Source organism: Streptomyces sp. NPDC104761, assembly GCF_055583445.1.
In genome coordinates this window covers 17,682-34,712 of sequence record NZ_JBVJNZ010000008.1, presented here as the reverse complement: position 1 = coordinate 34,712, position 17,031 = coordinate 17,682, and the positions used below count along the sequence as shown (strand labels likewise).

At 70.7% G+C, this 17,031-nt stretch carries 12 protein-coding genes; 5 read left to right on the top strand and 7 right to left on the bottom strand.

The window, feature by feature from the left end; all coding sequences use genetic code 11:
- Positions 1-12: 12 nt before the first annotated feature.
- Entirely contained in the window at positions 13-993 is a 981-nt protein-coding gene (galE, locus tag ACZ63F_RS22110) for a UDP-glucose 4-epimerase GalE (RefSeq protein ID WP_469713126.1), read from the top strand.
- Between the two features lie 19 nt (positions 994-1,012).
- Positions 1,013-1,951: an ADP-ribosylglycohydrolase family protein gene (locus tag ACZ63F_RS22105; RefSeq protein WP_469713125.1), complete on the top strand. Its 939-nt coding sequence runs from the start codon at positions 1,013-1,015 to the stop codon at positions 1,949-1,951.
- Positions 1,952-1,958: 7 nt separating this feature from the next.
- On the opposite strand, the gene ACZ63F_RS22100 is transcribed toward ACZ63F_RS22105, so the two are convergent.
- The 3 genes from ACZ63F_RS22100 to ACZ63F_RS22090 form a co-directional block, all read right to left on the bottom strand.
- Positions 1,959-2,885, bottom strand: a complete 927-nt coding sequence (locus ACZ63F_RS22100; protein ID WP_469713123.1) for an RNA polymerase sigma-70 factor — start codon at positions 2,883-2,885, stop codon at positions 1,959-1,961.
- 68 nt (positions 2,886-2,953) lie between these two features.
- Positions 2,954-3,331, bottom strand: coding sequence for a DoxX family protein (locus tag ACZ63F_RS22095; RefSeq protein WP_469713122.1), 378 nt, complete (start codon positions 3,329-3,331; stop codon positions 2,954-2,956).
- A gap of 80 nt (positions 3,332-3,411) precedes the next feature.
- Entirely contained in the window at positions 3,412-4,050 is a 639-nt protein-coding gene (locus ACZ63F_RS22090; protein ID WP_352365145.1) for a TetR/AcrR family transcriptional regulator, read from the bottom strand.
- 367 nt (positions 4,051-4,417) lie between these two features.
- Between ACZ63F_RS22090 and ACZ63F_RS22085 the strand changes: the two genes are divergently transcribed.
- Together ACZ63F_RS22085 and ACZ63F_RS22080 are read left to right on the top strand one after the other, a co-directional pair.
- Positions 4,418-5,335: an ABC transporter permease gene (locus tag ACZ63F_RS22085; RefSeq protein WP_469713120.1), complete on the top strand. Its 918-nt coding sequence runs from the start codon at positions 4,418-4,420 to the stop codon at positions 5,333-5,335.
- Between the two features lie 22 nt (positions 5,336-5,357).
- Positions 5,358-6,227 (top strand): ABC transporter ATP-binding protein, encoded by an 870-nt coding sequence (locus ACZ63F_RS22080; protein WP_469713557.1) that lies wholly within the window; start codon positions 5,358-5,360, stop codon positions 6,225-6,227.
- 142 nt (positions 6,228-6,369) lie between these two features.
- Here the strand turns inward: ACZ63F_RS22080 and ACZ63F_RS22075 are convergent, their stop codons facing one another.
- The 3 genes from ACZ63F_RS22075 to ACZ63F_RS22065 all read right to left on the bottom strand — a co-directional run bounded on the left by ACZ63F_RS22075 (position 6,370) and on the right by ACZ63F_RS22065 (position 13,223).
- Complete coding sequence (locus ACZ63F_RS22075) at positions 6,370-11,307, bottom strand: NAD-glutamate dehydrogenase (RefSeq protein WP_469713118.1); 4,938 nt, start codon at positions 11,305-11,307, stop codon at positions 6,370-6,372.
- 641 nt (positions 11,308-11,948) lie between these two features.
- Positions 11,949-12,614, bottom strand: coding sequence for an HAD family hydrolase (locus ACZ63F_RS22070; RefSeq protein WP_469713116.1), 666 nt, complete (start codon positions 12,612-12,614; stop codon positions 11,949-11,951).
- Between the two features lie 93 nt (positions 12,615-12,707).
- Complete coding sequence (locus tag ACZ63F_RS22065) at positions 12,708-13,223, bottom strand: DUF6912 family protein (protein ID WP_469713115.1); 516 nt, start codon at positions 13,221-13,223, stop codon at positions 12,708-12,710.
- A 336-nt stretch (positions 13,224-13,559) separates the two neighbouring features.
- Between ACZ63F_RS22065 and ACZ63F_RS22060 the strand changes: the two genes are divergently transcribed.
- On the top strand, positions 13,560-14,021 hold the full coding sequence (locus ACZ63F_RS22060; protein WP_469713113.1) for an Rv3235 family protein: 462 nt from the start codon (positions 13,560-13,562) through the stop codon (positions 14,019-14,021).
- Positions 14,022-14,123: 102 nt separating this feature from the next.
- On the opposite strand, the gene secA is transcribed toward ACZ63F_RS22060, so the two are convergent.
- Positions 14,124-16,967, bottom strand: coding sequence for a preprotein translocase subunit SecA (gene secA / locus ACZ63F_RS22055; protein ID WP_469713111.1), 2,844 nt, complete (start codon positions 16,965-16,967; stop codon positions 14,124-14,126).
- Positions 16,968-17,031: the final 64 nt, after the last annotated feature.

Here is a 17,031-nt window from a genome sequence, read left to right as displayed (position 1 = left end):
GGACGGCCACACATGACCTGGCTGATCACCGGCGGCGCCGGTTACATCGGGGCGCATGTCGTACGCGCGATGGCGGAGGCGGGCGAGCGGACGGTGGTCTACGACGACCTGTCCACCGGCATCGCCGAGCGCCTGCCGGAGGACGTGCCGCTGGTGACGGGCTCCACACTCGACGGTGAGAAGGTCGCGCGGGTCCTGGCCGAGCACGAGGTCACCGGCGTCGTGCACCTGGCGGCGAGGAAGCAGGTCGGCGAGTCGGTGGAGCGCCCGCTGCACTACTACCACGAGAACGTCGAAGGCCTGCGCGTCCTGCTGCAGGCCGTGACCGAGGCCCGGGTCCCGTCCTTCGTGTTCTCCTCCTCCGCGGCCGTCTACGGCATGCCGGACGTCGAGCTGGTGACGGAGGAGACGCCGTGCGTGCCGATGTCGCCGTACGGCGAGACGAAGCTGGCGGGCGAGTGGCTGGTCCGCGCGACGGGCCGGGCCACCGGCCTCGCCACGGCCTCGCTCCGCTACTTCAACGTGGCCGGCGCGGCCCGCCCCGAGCTCGCCGACGTCGGCGTCTACAACCTCGTCCCGATGGTCTTCGAGAAGCTCACGGAGAACGCCCCGCCGCGCATCTTCGGCGCCGACTACCCGACCCCGGACGGCACCTGCGTCCGCGACTACATCCACGTGGTGGACCTCGCCGAGGCCCACGTGGCCGCGGCCCGCGCCCTCCAGGCCGAGCCGGGCCGCGCGCTCACCCTCAACATCGGCCGCGGCGAGGGCGTCTCGGTCCGCGAGATGATCGACCGCATCAACGCCGTCACCGGCTACGACCTCCCCCCGGCCGTCACCGCCCGCCGCCCGGGCGACCCGGCCCGCGTCGTCGCCTCGGCCGACCGCATCACCACCGAACTCGGCTGGAAGGCCAAACACGACGTCCACGACATGATCACCTCAGCCTGGTCCGGCTGGCTCCGCCTGCATCCGGAGGCGGGCCGGGGCTGACCCCGCGTACCCTGCGGGGATGTCCCGCCTGTCCCGCCTCGACCGCGTCCTGGGCGCCGTCATCGGTTCCGCCGTCGGCGACGCCCTGGGCGCGCCCTTCGAGTTCGGCCCCGAGGGGGCCTTCTCCGCGCGGTTCCCGAGGGCGGGCCACGGGGGTGAGATGTGCGGAGGCGGCGGATGGGAGCCCGGCGAGGCGACCGACGACACGCAGATGGCCGTGCTGGTCGGGGAGTCCCTGGTAGAGCGGGGCGGGCTCGAACTCCCGGACGTCTTCCGGCGGTTCCAGCGGTGGGCGGCGGCCGAGCCGAAGGACATAGGGCTGCAGACCGAGGCCGTGCTGGGCAGCGGAGACCCGTGGGACCTCGCCGCCGCCGTGCACTTCCAGACCAGCCAACGCGCCGCGGGCAACGGGGCGTTGATGCGTGCCGCGACGTCGGGGGTGTACTTCGCGCCCCTGGGCCGGGACGGCACGATGGACGCCGGCCGCCGGCTGGCCGCGCTCACCCACGGAGACCGGGCTGCCTGGGAGGGCACCGCCATCCTGCACGAGCTGCTGCGGGTCGCCCTGTCCGGGGACGACCCGCTGGCCGCCGTTCCGGAATCGCTGGCGGCGGTTCACCCCGGCCACCGGGACCGCTACGCCACCGTCCTCGGTCCCAGCTGGCACCCCGACCTCGCGACCGAGTTCAACGGCGCAGTGTGGCCCTGCCTCGGCTCCGCGGTCTGGGCGCTGCGGACGGCCTCCTCCTACGAGGAGGCCGTCCGGGCAGCCGTCGACCTGGGCGGCGACACGGACACCGTCGCGGCGGTCACCGGCGCCCTGGCCGGTGCCGTTTACGGCGTCGGGGCCGTACCGGAGCGGTGGACGGACGTCCTGCACGTGCCGCTGCCCGGGTTCGGCGACCGGGTGCTGCGGGCGCCGGACCTGTCGGCACTGGCCCTTCGCCTCGGATCGTGAAAGCCCGTCAGTCCGCTGCCCTGCGGGCCTGTTTGAGTTCCTCGGAGATGGCCCAGGCGTCGGCCACGGGGCCCATGTGGGCCAGTTTGTCGGGGTTGAGGACGAGGCGGATGGTCTGGATGCGGCCGTCGAGGATGTCGAGGGAGAAGGTCTGAAGGACCTTGCCGTGGCGGTCGTGGAGGATCGCGCCGGGCTGGCCGTTGACCTCGTGGCGTTCGGCGGTCACCTCGATGCGGGCCAGCGCCGGGAAGACGGCGGCGAGGAGGCGGGCCACGTTCTGGGCGCCCAGGACCGCGCGGGCGAGCTGCGGGGCCTTGCCGCCGCCGTCGCCGACCAGCGACACGTCGGCGGCGAGCAGGTCCTGGAGGGCGGCGACATCGCCCTCGTGGAGGGCCTCGAAGAAGCGCGCGGCCAGTTCCTCGCGTTCCCTGCGGTCCGCCTCGAAGCGGGGGCGGCCCTCGGCCATGTGGCGCCGGGCCCGCACCGCCAGCTGGCGGCAGGCCGACTCCGAGCGGCCCACCACCGACGCGACCTCGGGGAAGCCGAAGTCGAACACCTCGCGCAGGACGAAGACCGCGCGCTCCAGGGGGCTGAGCCGTTCCAGGAGCAGCAGGGCCGCCATCGACACCGAGTCGGCCAGCTCCGCCGACCTGACCGGGTCCTCGTAGGGGTCGGCGAGCAGCGGCTCGGGGAACCAGGGGCCGACGTACTGCTCGCGCCGGACCCGGGCCGAGCGCAGTACGTCGATCGAGATCCGGGTCACGGCGGCCGACAGGAAGGCCTTCGGCGACCTGATCTCCGTCGTTGAGCCGGCGAAGCGCAGCCAGGCCTCCTGGACGGCGTCCTCGGCCTCGGCGACGCTGCCCAGCAGCCGGTACGCGATCGAGAACAGCAGCGGCCGCAACTCCTGGAACTCCTCGGTCCTGGTCTTCATGTCCGCTCCCCCATGCCCCATGCCCCACGCCCCCATGTCCCGTCGAAGGTGCCAGAAGTGCCTGAAGTTCAGAAGGAGCCCGGGCCGAACCGGCCCGCCGCGACGACCAGCGCGAGGGCCAGGTAGAAGAGGTTCAGCGCCACGAACGCCCGCTCCCCCCGCCGGCCGTGGGTGATCATCGCACCGGCCATCAGCAGGACCCAGGCCGTAGCGGTCACCGGCACCAGTACCGGCGCGACGCCGGTCACGGCGGGCAGGACCAGGCCCGCCGCGGCCAGGAGTTCGAGGACGCCGAGCGTCCGCACGAAACCGTCGCCGACGTCACCGGTCCAGCCGCCCCCGTGCGCCGCGGCCAGCTTCTCCCTCGGCACGAACGTCTTGCTGATCCCGCCGGCCAGTGCCACCGCGGCGAGCAGCCCGGCGGTGATCCACAGCGCGAGGTTCATCGTCCACTCCCTGTTCGAGGATGCCTGCGCCCTCTACGACGAGACGGCCGCGCGGCCTGTGACATCCCCGGCCCGAGTGGTCACAGCGCCTTGAGCGCCTCCGTGGTCCCGCGGGCCAGCGCCGCCAGATACCCCTTCGGCAGCTTGGGGGTGCGGATCACCACCGAGCGCCAGTACAGCGGGCCGGAGATCAGATCCATCGCAAGGTCGTCGTCGAGGCCCTCGGCGAGTTCACCCCGCCGCTGCGCCGCCTCGATGATCTTGCTGGCGACGCCCTCCTGGCCCTCGCGCAGCGTCTTCTGCATGGCCTCGGCGATGTCGGGGTTGCGAGCCGCCTCGGCCTGCAGGTCCGGGATGATCTGGGAGGCGACCGGATGGCGCAGCGCACGGCTCGTGACCTCGTACAGCAGCCGCAGGTCGCCCTCCAGGGAGCCGGTGTCGGGCACCGGCAGGCCCATCACGGCGAGGGCGGAGACGACGTCGAGGACCAGGTGCAGCTTGGAGCGCCAGCGGCGGTAGACGGCGGTCTTGCCGACGCCGGCGCGGCGCGCGATGCCCTCGATGGACATCCGGGCATACCCGACCGCCGCGAGCTCCTCGAAGACGGCGGCCCGGATGGCCTCGGTCACGTCCTCGCGGAGGACGGCCGCCCCGGCGGGGGCTCGTCGGCGCGGACGCGTCTGGGACTCCTCGGCGTTCGTCGTCATGTGTCCCAGCATAGGGGCGTAACGACGAAACGGTTGCGTTCCGACGACGCACCGACACCGGGCCGCCACCCGAACGCCACAACGCGGCCGCGACCCGGTCCGGCTGAACTCGCCCCAGCTCACCGCCGTACCGAACGCGCGTCCGCAGCACGCCACAACGAATCGGTCGCGCCCTCACCACGAAAGTGTTACGGCGCACAGCCGTCCGTGACGACGAAACGGTTGCGTTCCGACGCCAACTCGGCCTACGCTCCCGTTGCGACGATACGGTCCCGTTCCGACGTGAGAAAACGTAAAGAGAAGCGTAAGGAAACGCCGGATGACGGGCCCGGCGCCCAGCCGGGCGCCGCACCCCCACCCCCGAGTGAAAGCAGCGGATGTGACCCAGGTTCTCCACACACCGCCCCCGGCCCCGGTCACGGCCGAGGACGACCTCGCGGCGCTCGCCGCCCGGCATGGTCTCTCGGTCAGCGGCGCCCGTCCCTCCCTGCCCCAGTACATCCGCCAGCTGTGGGAGCGACGGCACTTCATCGTCGCGTTCGCCACCGCCAAGCTCACCGCCCAGTACGCGCAGGCGAAGCTCGGCCAGGTCTGGCAGGTCATGACCCCGCTGCTGAACGCGGCTGTGTACTACTTCATCTTCGGTGTGCTGCTCGGCACCAAGCGCGGCGTGCCGGACTACATCCCGTTCCTGGTCACGGGCGTGTTCATCTGGACGTTCACGCAGAGCTCGATCATGGTCGGCACCCGCGCGATCTCCGGCAACCTGGGCCTCGTCCGCGCCCTGCACTTCCCGCGCGCCGCGCTGCCCATCTCCTTCTGCCTCCAGCAGCTCCAGCAGCTGCTGTTCTCGATGGCCGCCCTGGTCGTCATCCTGCTCTGCTTCGGCGTTCCGGTGTCCGCCTCCTGGCTGCTGGCGATCCCCGCGCTGATCCTGCAGTTCACCTTCAACGCCGGCTTCGCGATGATCATGGCCCGGTGGGGTGCCAAGACCCCGGACATCGCCCAGCTGATGCCGTTCATCCTGCGCACCTGGATGTACATCTCCGGCGTCATGTGGAACATCGACAAGCTGACCAAGAACCACCACGGCCTGCCGAGCTGGGTGAACCCGGTCCTCAAGGACAACCCGGCCGCCGTCTACATCGACCTGATGCGCTTCTCCCTGATCGACAGCTTCCACGCCAGCCAGCTGCCGCCGCACGTGTGGATCGTCGCGACCGGCTGGGCCCTGGTCTTCGGCGTCGGCGGGTTCATCTACTTCTGGAAGGCTGAGGAGACGTACGGCCGTGGCTGAGAACGTGAGCGACACCCCCAGCATGAGCGACACCCCCGCCACCGTGCGTGAGTCCCGCACCGTGAGCGACGTCCCCACCGTCGTCTGCGACAGCGTCGACATCGTCTACCGGGTCAACGGCACCGGCGCCGGACGGGGCTCCGCCACCGCCGCCCTCAACCGCATGCTGCGCCGCAAGCAGGCGGAGCAGGCGGCCGGCGTCCGCAAGGTGCACGCGGTCAAGAACGTCTCCTTCGTCGCCTACAAGGGCGAGGCGATCGGCCTGATCGGCACCAACGGCTCCGGCAAGTCGACCCTGCTCAAGGCGGTCGCCGGCCTGCTCCCGGTGGAGAACGGCGCCATCTACACCGACGGCCAGCCCTCCCTCCTCGGCGTCAACGCGGCCCTGATGGGCGACCTGACCGGCGAGAAGAACGTCTACCTCGGCGGACTCGCCATGGGCATGTCCCGCGAGGAGATCAAGGAGCGCTACCAGGACATCGTCGACTTCTCAGGCATCAACGAGAAGGGCGACTTCATCACCCTCCCGATGCGCACCTACTCCTCCGGCATGGGCGCCCGGCTCCGCTTCTCCATCGCCGCCGCCAAGGACCACGACGTCCTCCTCATCGACGAGGCCCTGGCCACCGGTGACGCGTCCTTCCGCATGCGGTCCGAGGAGCGGATCCGCGAGCTGCGCCAGCACGCGGGCACGGTCTTCCTGGTCAGCCACAACAACAAGTCCATCCGCGACACCTGCGAGCGGGTGCTGTGGCTGGAGCGCGGTGTGCTGCGCATGGACGGGCCCACCGAGGAGGTCCTCGCCGAGTACGAGGCCTTCACCGGCGACAAGTCCGACAAGACCAAGGCGAAGCCCAAACCGCAGCCGAAGGCCGCCGCCCAGCCTTCCTGAAGCAGGTCCCGTTCCGGGCCACCGCCATGAGTTCCCGGACACCGACGACCTGAGTTCCCGGACACCGACATGAAAGGCGCCCCGAGCCGTCACCGGCTCGGGGCGCCTTTCATGTCGTACGGGTACGGCTACGGCTGCGCTCCTACGAATGCGTGCGCAGCAGCGTCCGCATCGTCCGCATGGCCACCGAGAGGTTGGCCAGGTCGAAGGAGTCCGAGCTGCGGATCTCCTCCAGGGTGGTGCGGGCCCGGCCCAGGATCGCGGCGTTCTTCTGCTCCCAGGCCTGGTAGCGCTGCTCGGGCGTCGACGTGCCGTTGCCCGCGGCGAGCACGTCGGCGGTGAGCAGCGCGTGGGCCGCGTACAGGTCCTCGCGGATGGAGGCGCGGGCCATCGACTGCCAGCGGTCGGCGCGCGGGAGCTCGATGATGCGGTCCATCAGCTGGGTGACGCCGAGCCGGTCGGCGAGGTCGTAGTAGACCTCGGCGACGTCCAGCGGCTCCTTGCCCGTGCGGTCGGCCACCGAGACGATGTCCAGCGCCGGGAAGGCGGAGGAGAAGCCGGCCACGCGGGTGGCGAGTTCGGCGGGCACGCCGGAGCCGGAGAGCTCGTCGTACACGTGCTGGTACCACTCCAGGTCCGCGCCGCGCAGCAGCTTCGGCAGCTGCTGCCAGACCTGCTCGACCCGCTCGGAGAAGAAGTCGACGGTCTCCAGGAGCTGGAGCGGCTGCGGCCGGTTGTTGAGCAGCCAGCGGGTGCCGCGCTCCACCAGGCGGCGGGAGTGCAGCCGGATCCGGGTCTGGACGGCGGCGTCGACCTTGTTGTCCAGTTCCTCGACCGCGTCCCACACCGGGGCCGAGCGGAAGATCGCGCGGGCCGCGGTCTGCGCCCGGACGATCTCCTCCAGGGAGGCCCCGGTCTCCTCGCGCAGCCGGTGCAGGTAGGTCGTACCACCGGTGTTGACCGTGTCGTTGACCAGCACCGTGGTGGTGATCTCGCGGCGCAGCGGGTGGGTGGCGAGCGCGGCGGCGAACCGGTCGCGCAGGGCCGTCGGGAAGTACGCGTGCAGCAGGCCGCTCAGGTACGGGTCGTCCGGCAGCGTGGTGGCCAGCAGCTCGTCGGCGACCGTGATCTTCGTGTACGCCAGCAGCACGGCCGTCTCCGGGCCGGTCAGACCCTGCCCGGTGCCGATGCGCTCGCGGATCTGGCGGTCGGTGGGCAGGAACTCCAGGGCCCGGTCGAGGTGGCCCTCCCTGACCAGGTGGCGCAGGTAGCGCTGCTGGGCGTGGAGCATGTCCCCGGACTGGGCGAGCGCGTTGGCGATCGCCACGTTCTGCGCGTAGTTGTTGCGCAGCACCAGGGCGCCGACCTCGTCGGTCATCTCGGCGAGCAGCTTGTTGCGCTGCTTGACCGTCATGTCGCCGTCCGCGACCACGCCGTTGAGCAGGATCTTGATGTTCACCTCGTGGTCGGAGGTGTCCACGCCGGCGCTGTTGTCGATCGCGTCGGTGTTGATCTTGCCGCCCTGGCGGGCGAACTCGATCCGGCCCAGCTGGGTCAGGCCCAGGTTGCCGCCCTCGCCGACGACCTTGACGCGCAGGTCGGCGCCGTCGACACGGATGGCGTCGTTGGCCTTGTCGCCGACGTCCGCGTTGGACTCGGTCGACGCCTTCACGTAGGTGCCGATACCGCCGTTCCACAGCAGGTCGACCGGTGCTCCGAGGATCGCCTTCATCAGGTCGGCCGGGGTCAGCTTGGTGACCTTCTCCTCGATGCCGAGGGCCTCGCGGATGTGGCTGTTGACCGGGATGGCCTTGGCGCTGCGCGGGAAGATCCCGCCGCCCGCCGAGAGCAGGTCGGTGTCGTAGTCCCCCCAGCTGGAGCGGGGCAGGTCGAACAGGCGGCGGCGCTCGGCGTAGGAGGTGGCCGCGTCCGGGTTCGGGTCGATGAAGATGTGCCGGTGGTCGAAGGCGGCGACCAGGCGGATGTGCTCGCTGAGCAGCATGCCGTTGCCGAACACGTCACCGGACATGTCACCGATGCCGACGACCGTGAAGTCCTCGGTCTGGGTGTCGACGCCCAGCTCCCGGAAGTGCCGCTTCACGGACTCCCAGGCGCCGCGCGCGGTGATGCCCATGCCCTTGTGGTCGTAGCCCGCGCTGCCGCCGGAGGCGAAGGCGTCGCCGAGCCAGAAGTTGTAGCTGCCGGCGACCTCGTTGGCGATGTCGGAGAACGTCGCGGTGCCCTTGTCGGCCGCGACCACCAGGTAGGTGTCGTCCTCGTCGTGCCGGACCACGTCCTGCGGGGGCACGACGTCGCCGGCCACCATGTTGTCGGTGATGTCGAGCAGCGCCGAGATGAACGTCTTGTAGCTGGCGATGCCCTCGGCGAGCCACGCGTCGCGGTCCACGCCCGGGTCGGGCAGCTGCTTGGCGACGAAGCCGCCCTTGGCACCGACCGGCACGATGACGGTGTTCTTCACCATCTGCGCCTTGACCAGGCCGAGGATCTCGGTGCGGAAGTCCTCACGCCGGTCGGACCAGCGCAGACCGCCACGCGCGACCTTGCCGAAGCGCAGGTGCACGCCCTCGACACGCGGCGAGTACACCCAGATCTCGAACGCCGGGCGGGGCGCTGGGAGGTCCGGGATGGCCTGCGGGTCGAACTTCATGGAGACGTAGGAGTGCGGCTTGCCGTCGACCGTCTCCTGGAAGAAGTTGGTGCGCAGCGTCGCCTTGATGACGGTCAGGAAGGAACGCAGGATGCGGTCCTCGTCGAGGCTCGCCACCTGGTCGAGGGCCGCGTCCAGCTCCTCCAGGAGGGCGTCGGTGATCTCCAGGCCGGCCTTCTGCCGGTCCGGCGACATCCGCGCCTCGAACAGGGAGACGAGCAGCCGGGTGGTGTGGACGTTGTTGCGAAGGGTGGTCTCCATGTAGTCCTGGGAGAACGTGGAGCCGGCCTGCCGCAGGTACTTCGCGTACGCCCGCAGCACCATCGCCTGCCGCCAGCTCAGCCCGGCGCTCAGCACCAGCGCGTTGAAGCCGTCGTTCTCCGCGAGGCCGGTCCACGTCGCCGCGAACGCGTCCTGGAAGCGCTCACGGCCGTCGTCGCCCAGGTAGTCGCCGTTGCCGCCGCCGGACACCTTCGGCATGCGCAGCCCGAAGTCGTAGATCCACGCGGTCGTCCGGTCCGCGCAGCGCAGCTCGTAGGGCCGCTCGTCGATCACCTCGACGCCCAGCCGGTTCAGGACCGGCAGCACGGCCGACAGGGAGATCGCCGCGCCCTTGCGGTAGATCTTGAAGCGGCGCTCGCCCGGGGCGGCGCCGACCGGCTCGTAGAGGCTGAGAGCGAAGTCGTTGCCCGGTTCCTCGGTGAGCCGCTCCAGGTGGACCAGGTCGGCGACCGCCGCGCGCGGGGTGTGGTCGGCCTTGTAGCCCTCGGGGAAGGAGTTGGTGTAGCGGCGCTGCAGTTCGGCCGCGCGCTCCTCGCCGCACTCGGCGTTGAGCGCCTCGGCGAAGGCGTCGGCCCAGGAGCGGGCCGCCTCGACCAGGCGGGCCTCGATGCGGTCCTTGTCGGCGTCGGACAGCTCGGGCAGCTCGGTGCCCTGCGGGACACGGACGACGAAGTGCAGCCGGGAAAGGATCGACTCGGTGTTCCAGGCCGTGAAGTCGACGCTGATGCCGCCGAGCTCCTCCTTCAGGATGTCGATGATCCGCAGCCGGACGCCGGTGGTGTAGCGGTCACGCGGGAGGTAGACGAGGGCCGAGTAGTAGCGGCCGTACTCGTCCTGGCGCAGGTACAGCCGCAGCCGGCGGCGCTCCTGGAGGTACAGGACGGACGTGACGATCGACTCCAGCTCCGGGACCGGGGTCTGGAACATGTCGTCGCGCGGGTACGTCTCCATGATCTGCATCAGGTCGCGGCCGTCGTGGCTGTTGGGCGAGAAGCCCGCCCGCTCCAGCACGGCGTCGACCTTGCGGCGGATGACCGGCACCCGGCGCACCGACTCGGTGTAGGCGGCGGACGAGAACAGCCCCAGGAAGCGCCGCTCACCCACCACGTTGCCGTCCGCGTCGAACTTCTTGACGCCGATGTAGTCCAGGTACGACGGCCGGTGCACGGTCGCCCGGCTGTTCGCCTTGGTCAGGACGAGGAGCTTGTGCTCGCGGGCCTTGGCACGCGCGTCGGCCGGGAGCCGCTCGAAGGAGGGGCTGACCGGGTGGCCCTCGTCGGCCGAGTGGTGTGGGTCGGAGCGCAGGATGCCGAGGCCGGTGCCGGGCACGGCGGCCAGCGAGTCGTCCTCGCGCAGCTGGTACTCGCGGAAGCCGAGGAAGGTGAAGTGGTCGGCGGCCAGCCAGCGCAGCAGCTCGCGGGCCTCCTCGACCTCGGGGCGCGGCAGGTCGGCCGGGACCGGCTCCTCGCCGAGGTTCTCGGCGACGCGGACGGCCGCCTCCCGCATCTTCTCCCAGTCCTCGACGGCCTCACGGACGTCGGAGAGCACGCGCAGCAGGTCGGCGGTGATCTGCTTGAGGTCGGAGCGGTCGGTCTCGCGGTCGATCTCGACGTGGATCCAGGACTCGGTGTACGCGTCGTGCGGCAGTTCCTCGCCGACGGCCGGGGTGGGCAGCACCTCGATCATCTTGCCGGTGAGGTCGCGGCGGACCGCGATCTGGGGGTGGATGACGACGTGGATCCCGCGCCCCTGCCGGGTCAGCTCATTGGTGACCGAGTCCACGAGGAAGGGCATGTCGTCGGTGACGACCTCCACCACGGTGTGGGTGCAGGTCCACCCGTTCTCCTCGACGGTCGGGGTGTGCACCCGGACGTTCGCGGTGCCCTGGGGGCGGGTCTCGGCGAGGCGGTAGTGCGAGACGGCCGCGCCGAAGACGTCGACCGGGTCGCGGTCGGCCAGGTCCTCCGGTGCGGTGTGCAGGTAGTAGCGCTGGAGGAACGCGGCGACGGACTCCTGATCCGCCTCTCCCGTCGTCCCAGTCGGTAGGTGCCCCCCGGCCGGGCTGTTCTCAGCTACCCGGGCGGCCCGATCGAGCAGCTCGGCCTTGGCTTCGTCCAGCTTGGTCTGCATTGTCCTCTGGCTCCTGTCGCGCGCCATTGCGTGACGTAGAAGGAAGTACGGGCTCTTCCCCCTGCGGCTCGACGCCACGGCCGGGTTCTCCGGTCCGCTCCGACGCTATGCCGCAAGGTGAGACGAGCGGGGGGTATTGAGCCATATTTGAGCTGCTCCGCAGGTGTGATACTGCTCTCGGCAGCGCTCCTGCCTGGGCCGCCTTCGGCGCCCTCCGCCCGGGAAGACCAGCGACCGCCACCCGGTCACGGAGGTGTTCCGTGCTCACCGGGCGCAGGGCAGGGGCACCGATGCCCCCGCGAACTATCGCGCTGATCACGCCACCAAGGCTATCGCTCCCGACCGGGGGGCCGTCATGAGCCGTATGTGTACAAAACAGGGGGTGGAACTTTGACGTTCTGCACAGGGGCGCTGCGCTTGCCTGGCCGATGTGGGGGTTGGGGGTGGCTGAAAACCGGTGGTCATGGTGCGGGCGACGCGTGGGGGCTGGTCGCGCAGTTCCCCGCGCCCCTTACGGGGCGCTGCCGTCACGTCAGCTACATAGCTGCGGGCAGGCGTGCCGCAGGGCGGCACGGGTGGGCGCAGCGGCACCTGGCAGCGCCGGTAAGCGGCTCCGGCAGCCCCGGCCCACCTGCACGCGCTCACGCCACCAGGCGCTCCGCCTCCTCGACCGCCTCCGCCAGCGAGTCCACGACCGGCACCCCGGCCTCCTCCAGGCTCGCCCTGCCGTGCGACCCCCCGGTGTACAGCACCGCCTTCGCTCCCGCCGCCCGCGCCGCCACCGCGTCGTCCGCCGCGTCCCCGATCACCACGGTCCGCCCCGGCCGCACACCCGCCAGCTGCCGCAGATGCCGCACCATGTGCTCGGCCTTGCTGCCCCCCGACGGCCCGACCCGCCCGTCCACCCGTATGAAGTGCGGCTCGATCCCGAACCCGCGTACCAGCGGGACCAGTTCGTCATGCGCGTACATGCTCAGCAGCGACTGGCTGCGCCCCGCCGAACGCCACCCCGCCAGCAGCTCGGCCGCCCCCTCGGTCAGCGCGCACCTGACGCGGTGCTCGGCGTAGTACCGGTGGAAGATCACGTCCATGACCTCCCACTCGGCCTCCGTCGGCAGCCGCCCCATCAGCCGCTCGTAGAACTTCGGCACCGGCACGCAGTACAGCGCCCGGTACTGGTCCAGCGTGATCGGCGCCAGACCCAGCTCGGCCGAGGCCGCGTTCGTCGCCCCGATGATCGCGTCGTTGTCGTGGAACAGCGTCCCGTTCCAGTCCCAGACAATGTGCGCGCTTTCGTGCTTCCCCATGCCGAAAACGCTACCCGCCGCCACTGACAATCAAGACCCGTGGCCACATCACCGCAGGTCACAGGTGCCCCGCCGGGCCCTTTCGGCCCCGTCTCAGCCGTCGAGGCCCACCAGGCTCGGGATCTCCTGCGTGGCGTACCAGAGCAGTTCGTGGTCCTCGGCCCCGTCCACGACGAACTGCGCGTCGTCGTCACCGCCGTCCGCCGCCGCCAGCGCCCCGGCGGCCGCCGTCACGTCCTCCTCGGCGCCGTCGGAGTCGACGTGCACCGCGGCCGCCCTGGCCAGCGCCACCGTCCCGGTCACCCGGACCTCGCCCAGCGCCGCCGGGTCGAGCCCGCGGTCCGGGTCGGCCGCCGCCGTGCCGTCGGGCACGTCGACGGCGACCACGACCCGGCGCCGCATCGCGTCCGGGTCGGCGGCCAGCAGCCGCAGGGAGGCCAGCGCGGCGCGGTTGAGCGCGGCGTACTCGAGTTCCTCCATGTCGTCGGAGAGGTACCACTCGCGCAACGCGGGCGTGACGGCGTAGGCGACGAACGGACCGGTCCCCAGCTCGCCCGTCTTGTGCGCCTCGGCGAGCCCGGGAAGGGTCAGGGGGACGTAGACGCGCATGGCTGGGCCGCTCTCTTCCGGACTCTTCACTCTGCTTCGGCATGACCCCCGGAGGAGGCCTGGCGCCTTCCGGAGGGCCTTCAGGATACGTGCGGGCGTCCCCTTTCGGGTCCCGGGCGGTGACGTCGGGGGCGTCCACCCGGCGCCCCGGGATTCACCCGGCACTGCCGCCCGCCCGGTGGGTTTCCGGCACCCCCGACCACTCGGATAGGTGAACATTCCAGGACCCCCGACACGAACCGCCATCGCCTTGCTGTCGCCGTCCCGGCCCCCGTACAAGATCCGTAACCGAAAGTTACCGCCCGGTACCCGCCGGGCCCGCCGAACGGGGACCCCATGAACAAGGTCATGACCAGGACCGCCCAGCTCCGCCCGACCACCCGGCCCCCCGGCCGCCGCGACTCCCGCCGCCCCGGCGCCCCTTCCTCCCGCCGGCCGCTCACGCCTCCGGCGGCACCGCCGGGCCCCCGTCCCACCGACCTCTTCGCGGAGCGGCTGCTGGCCGTCCTGAGCGGCCGCCGCCCCGTCCACTGGATGCTCCGGCACACCGCGGGCCAGGCCTACGACGACCTGGCCCGCCTCGCCGAACACGGCCCCCTGCGCACCCGCGGCGCCGACCCCGTCGTCCGCGACATCGGCTACTACGTCCCCTGCTCGGGCGCCCTGGAGGTCTTCGCCCGCATCACCGCGGGCGACCGGCTGCGCGCGCTGGCCTTCCGCCTGGAGCAGGGCGCGGACCTGCGCTGGCGCTGCACGGCGGTGGAGATGGGCGGCCCACGCCCGTCGCACGGCCCCTGACGTCCGGCGCCCGGCCGGGCCGCCCGCCGCGAACACCCCATGCCGAAGGGCCGGCCCCCTCTCCAGGGTGACCGGCCCTCGCGAACGCTCGTCGGCGCCGGGCTACTTCCTGCGGCCGCGCCGGCTCTTCGCCTGCTTGCGGCGCTCGGCACGCGTCAGGCCGTCGGCCTCGGAGCGGGCCGGCTCATCGTCGTCGTAGTCGAAGTCGCCCTCGACGATGCCGCCCTCGCCGTCCACCGTGGCGGCCGAGAAGTGCATGCCCCGCCGCTGCGGCGCCTCGAGACCCTTCGCACGGATCTCGGGACGCGAGCCCGCCTGGGCCGGCACCGCGTCCTGGACGCCCGCCGCCGCCTCGGTGTCCTCGACCGGGACCTCCTCGACCTGCTGCTCGACCTGGACCTCCAGGTTGAACAGGTAGCCGACGGACTCCTCCTTGATGCCGTCCATCATCGCGGTGAACATGTCGAAGCCCTCGCGCTGGTACTCGACCAGCGGGTCCTTCTGGGCCATCGCGCGCAGGCCGATGCCCTCCTGGAGGTAGTCCATCTCGTAGAGGTGCTCGCGCCACTTGCGGTCCAGGACCGACAGCACGACCCGGCGCTCCAGCTCACGCATGATCTCGGAGCCCAGCTGCGCCTCGCGCGACGCGTACTGCTCGTGGATGTCGTCCTTGATGGACTCGGAGATGTACTCGGCGGTCAGGCCCGCACGGTCGCCGGCCGCCTCCTCCAGCTCCTCGACGGTGACCTTGACCGGGTAGAGCTGCTTGAAGGCGCCCCACAGACGGTCGAGGTCCCAGTCCTCCGGGAAACCCTCGGCGGTCTCCGCGCCGACGTACGCGTCGATCGTGTCGTCCATGAAGTGCTGGATCTGCTCCTGGAGGTCCTCGCCCTCCAGGACGCGGCGGCGCTCGCCGTAGATGACCTCGCGCTGGCGGTTGAGCACCTCGTCGTACTTCAGGACGTTCTTACGGGTCTCGAAGTTCTGCTGCTCGACCTGCGACTGCGCGGACGCGATCGCGCGGGTGACCATCTTGTTCTCGATCGGCACGTCGTCCGGCACGTTCGCCATGGACATCACGCGCTCGACCATCTGGGCCTTGAACAGGCGCATCAGGTCGTCGCCGAGGGAGAGGTAGAAGCGGGACTCGCCCGGGTCGCCCTGACGGCCGGAACGGCCGCGCAGCTGGTTGTCGATCCGGCGCGACTCGTGCCGCTCGGTGCCCAGGACGTAGAGTCCGCCGAGCTCCTTGACCTCCTCGAACTCCGCCTTGACGGCCTGCTCGGCCTTCTCCAGGGCGGCGGGAAGGGCCTGCGCCCACTCCTCGATGTGCTCCTCGGGGTCGAGGCCCCGCTGGCGCAGCTCCGCCTCGGCGAGGTCCTCGGGGTTGCCGCCGAGCTTGATGTCCGTACCGCGGCCGGCCATGTTGGTGGCCACCGTGACGGCGCCCTTGCGGCCGGCCTGGGCGACGATCGAGGCCTCGCGCTCGTGGTGCTTGGCGTTGAGGACCTCGTGCTGGATGCCGCGCTTGGAGAGCTGCTGCGAGAGGTACTCCGACTTCTCCACGGAGGTCGTGCCGACCAGGATCGGCTGGCCCTTCTCGTGCTTCTCCGCGATGTCGTCGACGACCGCCTCGAACTTGGCGACCTCGGTGCGGTAGATCAGGTCCGACTGGTCCTTGCGGATCATCGGCCGGTTCGTGGGGATCGGGACCACACCGAGCTTGTAGATCTGGTGGAACTCGGCGGCCTCGGTCATGGCCGTACCGGTCATGCCGGACAGGCCGGGCAGTTCCTTGCCGTTGTGGTCGTGGCGCTTGTAGAGGCGGAAGAAGTTCTGCAGGGTGATCGTGGCGAGCGTCTGGTTCTCGTCCTTGATGTCCACCCCTTCCTTCGCCTCGATCGCCTGGTGCATGCCCTCGTTGTAGCGGCGGCCGGCGAGGATACGGCCGGTGTGCTCGTCGACGATCATGACCTCGCCGTCGAGGACGACGTAGTCCTTGTCCCTCTTGAAGAGCTCCTTCGCCTTGATGGCGTTGTTCAGGTAGCCCACCAGAGGCGTGTTGACCGACTCGTAGAGGTTGTCGATGCCCAGCCAGTCCTCGACCTTGCTGACGCCGGACTCGTGGATGGCGACGGTGCGCTTCTTCTCGTCGACGTCGTAGTCGCCGGTCTCCTCCTGGCCCTTGAGCGGGTTGCCGGCCTCGCCCTTCTTCAGGCGCAGGACCAGCTTGGCGAAGTCGCCGTACCACTTGGTGGCCTGGTCGGCCGGGCCGGAGATGATCAGCGGCGTACGGGCCTCGTCGACCAGGATGGAGTCGACCTCGTCGACGATGGCGTAGTTGTGGCCGCGCTGGACGAGCTCGTCCTGGGCCCACGCCATGTTGTCGCGCAGGTAGTCGAAGCCGAACTCGTTGTTCGTGCCGTACGTGATGTCGCACGCGTACTGCTCGCGGCGCTGGGCCGGCGTCATGTTGGCGAGGATGCAGCCGACGGTCAGGCCCAGGAACTTGTGGACGCGGCCCATCATCTCGGAGTCGCGCTCGGCCAGGTAGTCGTTGACCGTGATGAGGTGGACGCCCTTGCCCGCCAGCGCGTTGAGGTACGCGGGCAGGGTGCCGACGAGGGTCTTGCCCTCACCGGTCTTCATCTCGGCCACGTAGCCGAGGTGGAGGGCCGCACCGCCCATGATCTGCACGTCGTAGTGGCGCTGGCCGAGGGCGCGCTTGGCGGCCTCGCGGACGGTGGCGAACGCCTCGGGGAGCAGGTCGTCGAGGCTCTCACCGTCGGCATAGCGCTGCTTGTACTCATCGGTGAGGGCCCGCAGCTCGGCGTCGGAGAGGTCGACGAAGTCCTCTTCGATGGAGTTGACCTGGTCCGCGATGCGGTGCAGCTTGCGCAGGATCTTGCCTTCGCCTGCACGCATGATCTTCGAGAGGACGGACACGGGGTTTAGTCTCCTTGCCGGTCGGGCCTGGGAGGGTCGGTTTCCATTTGACGTACTGAGCAAC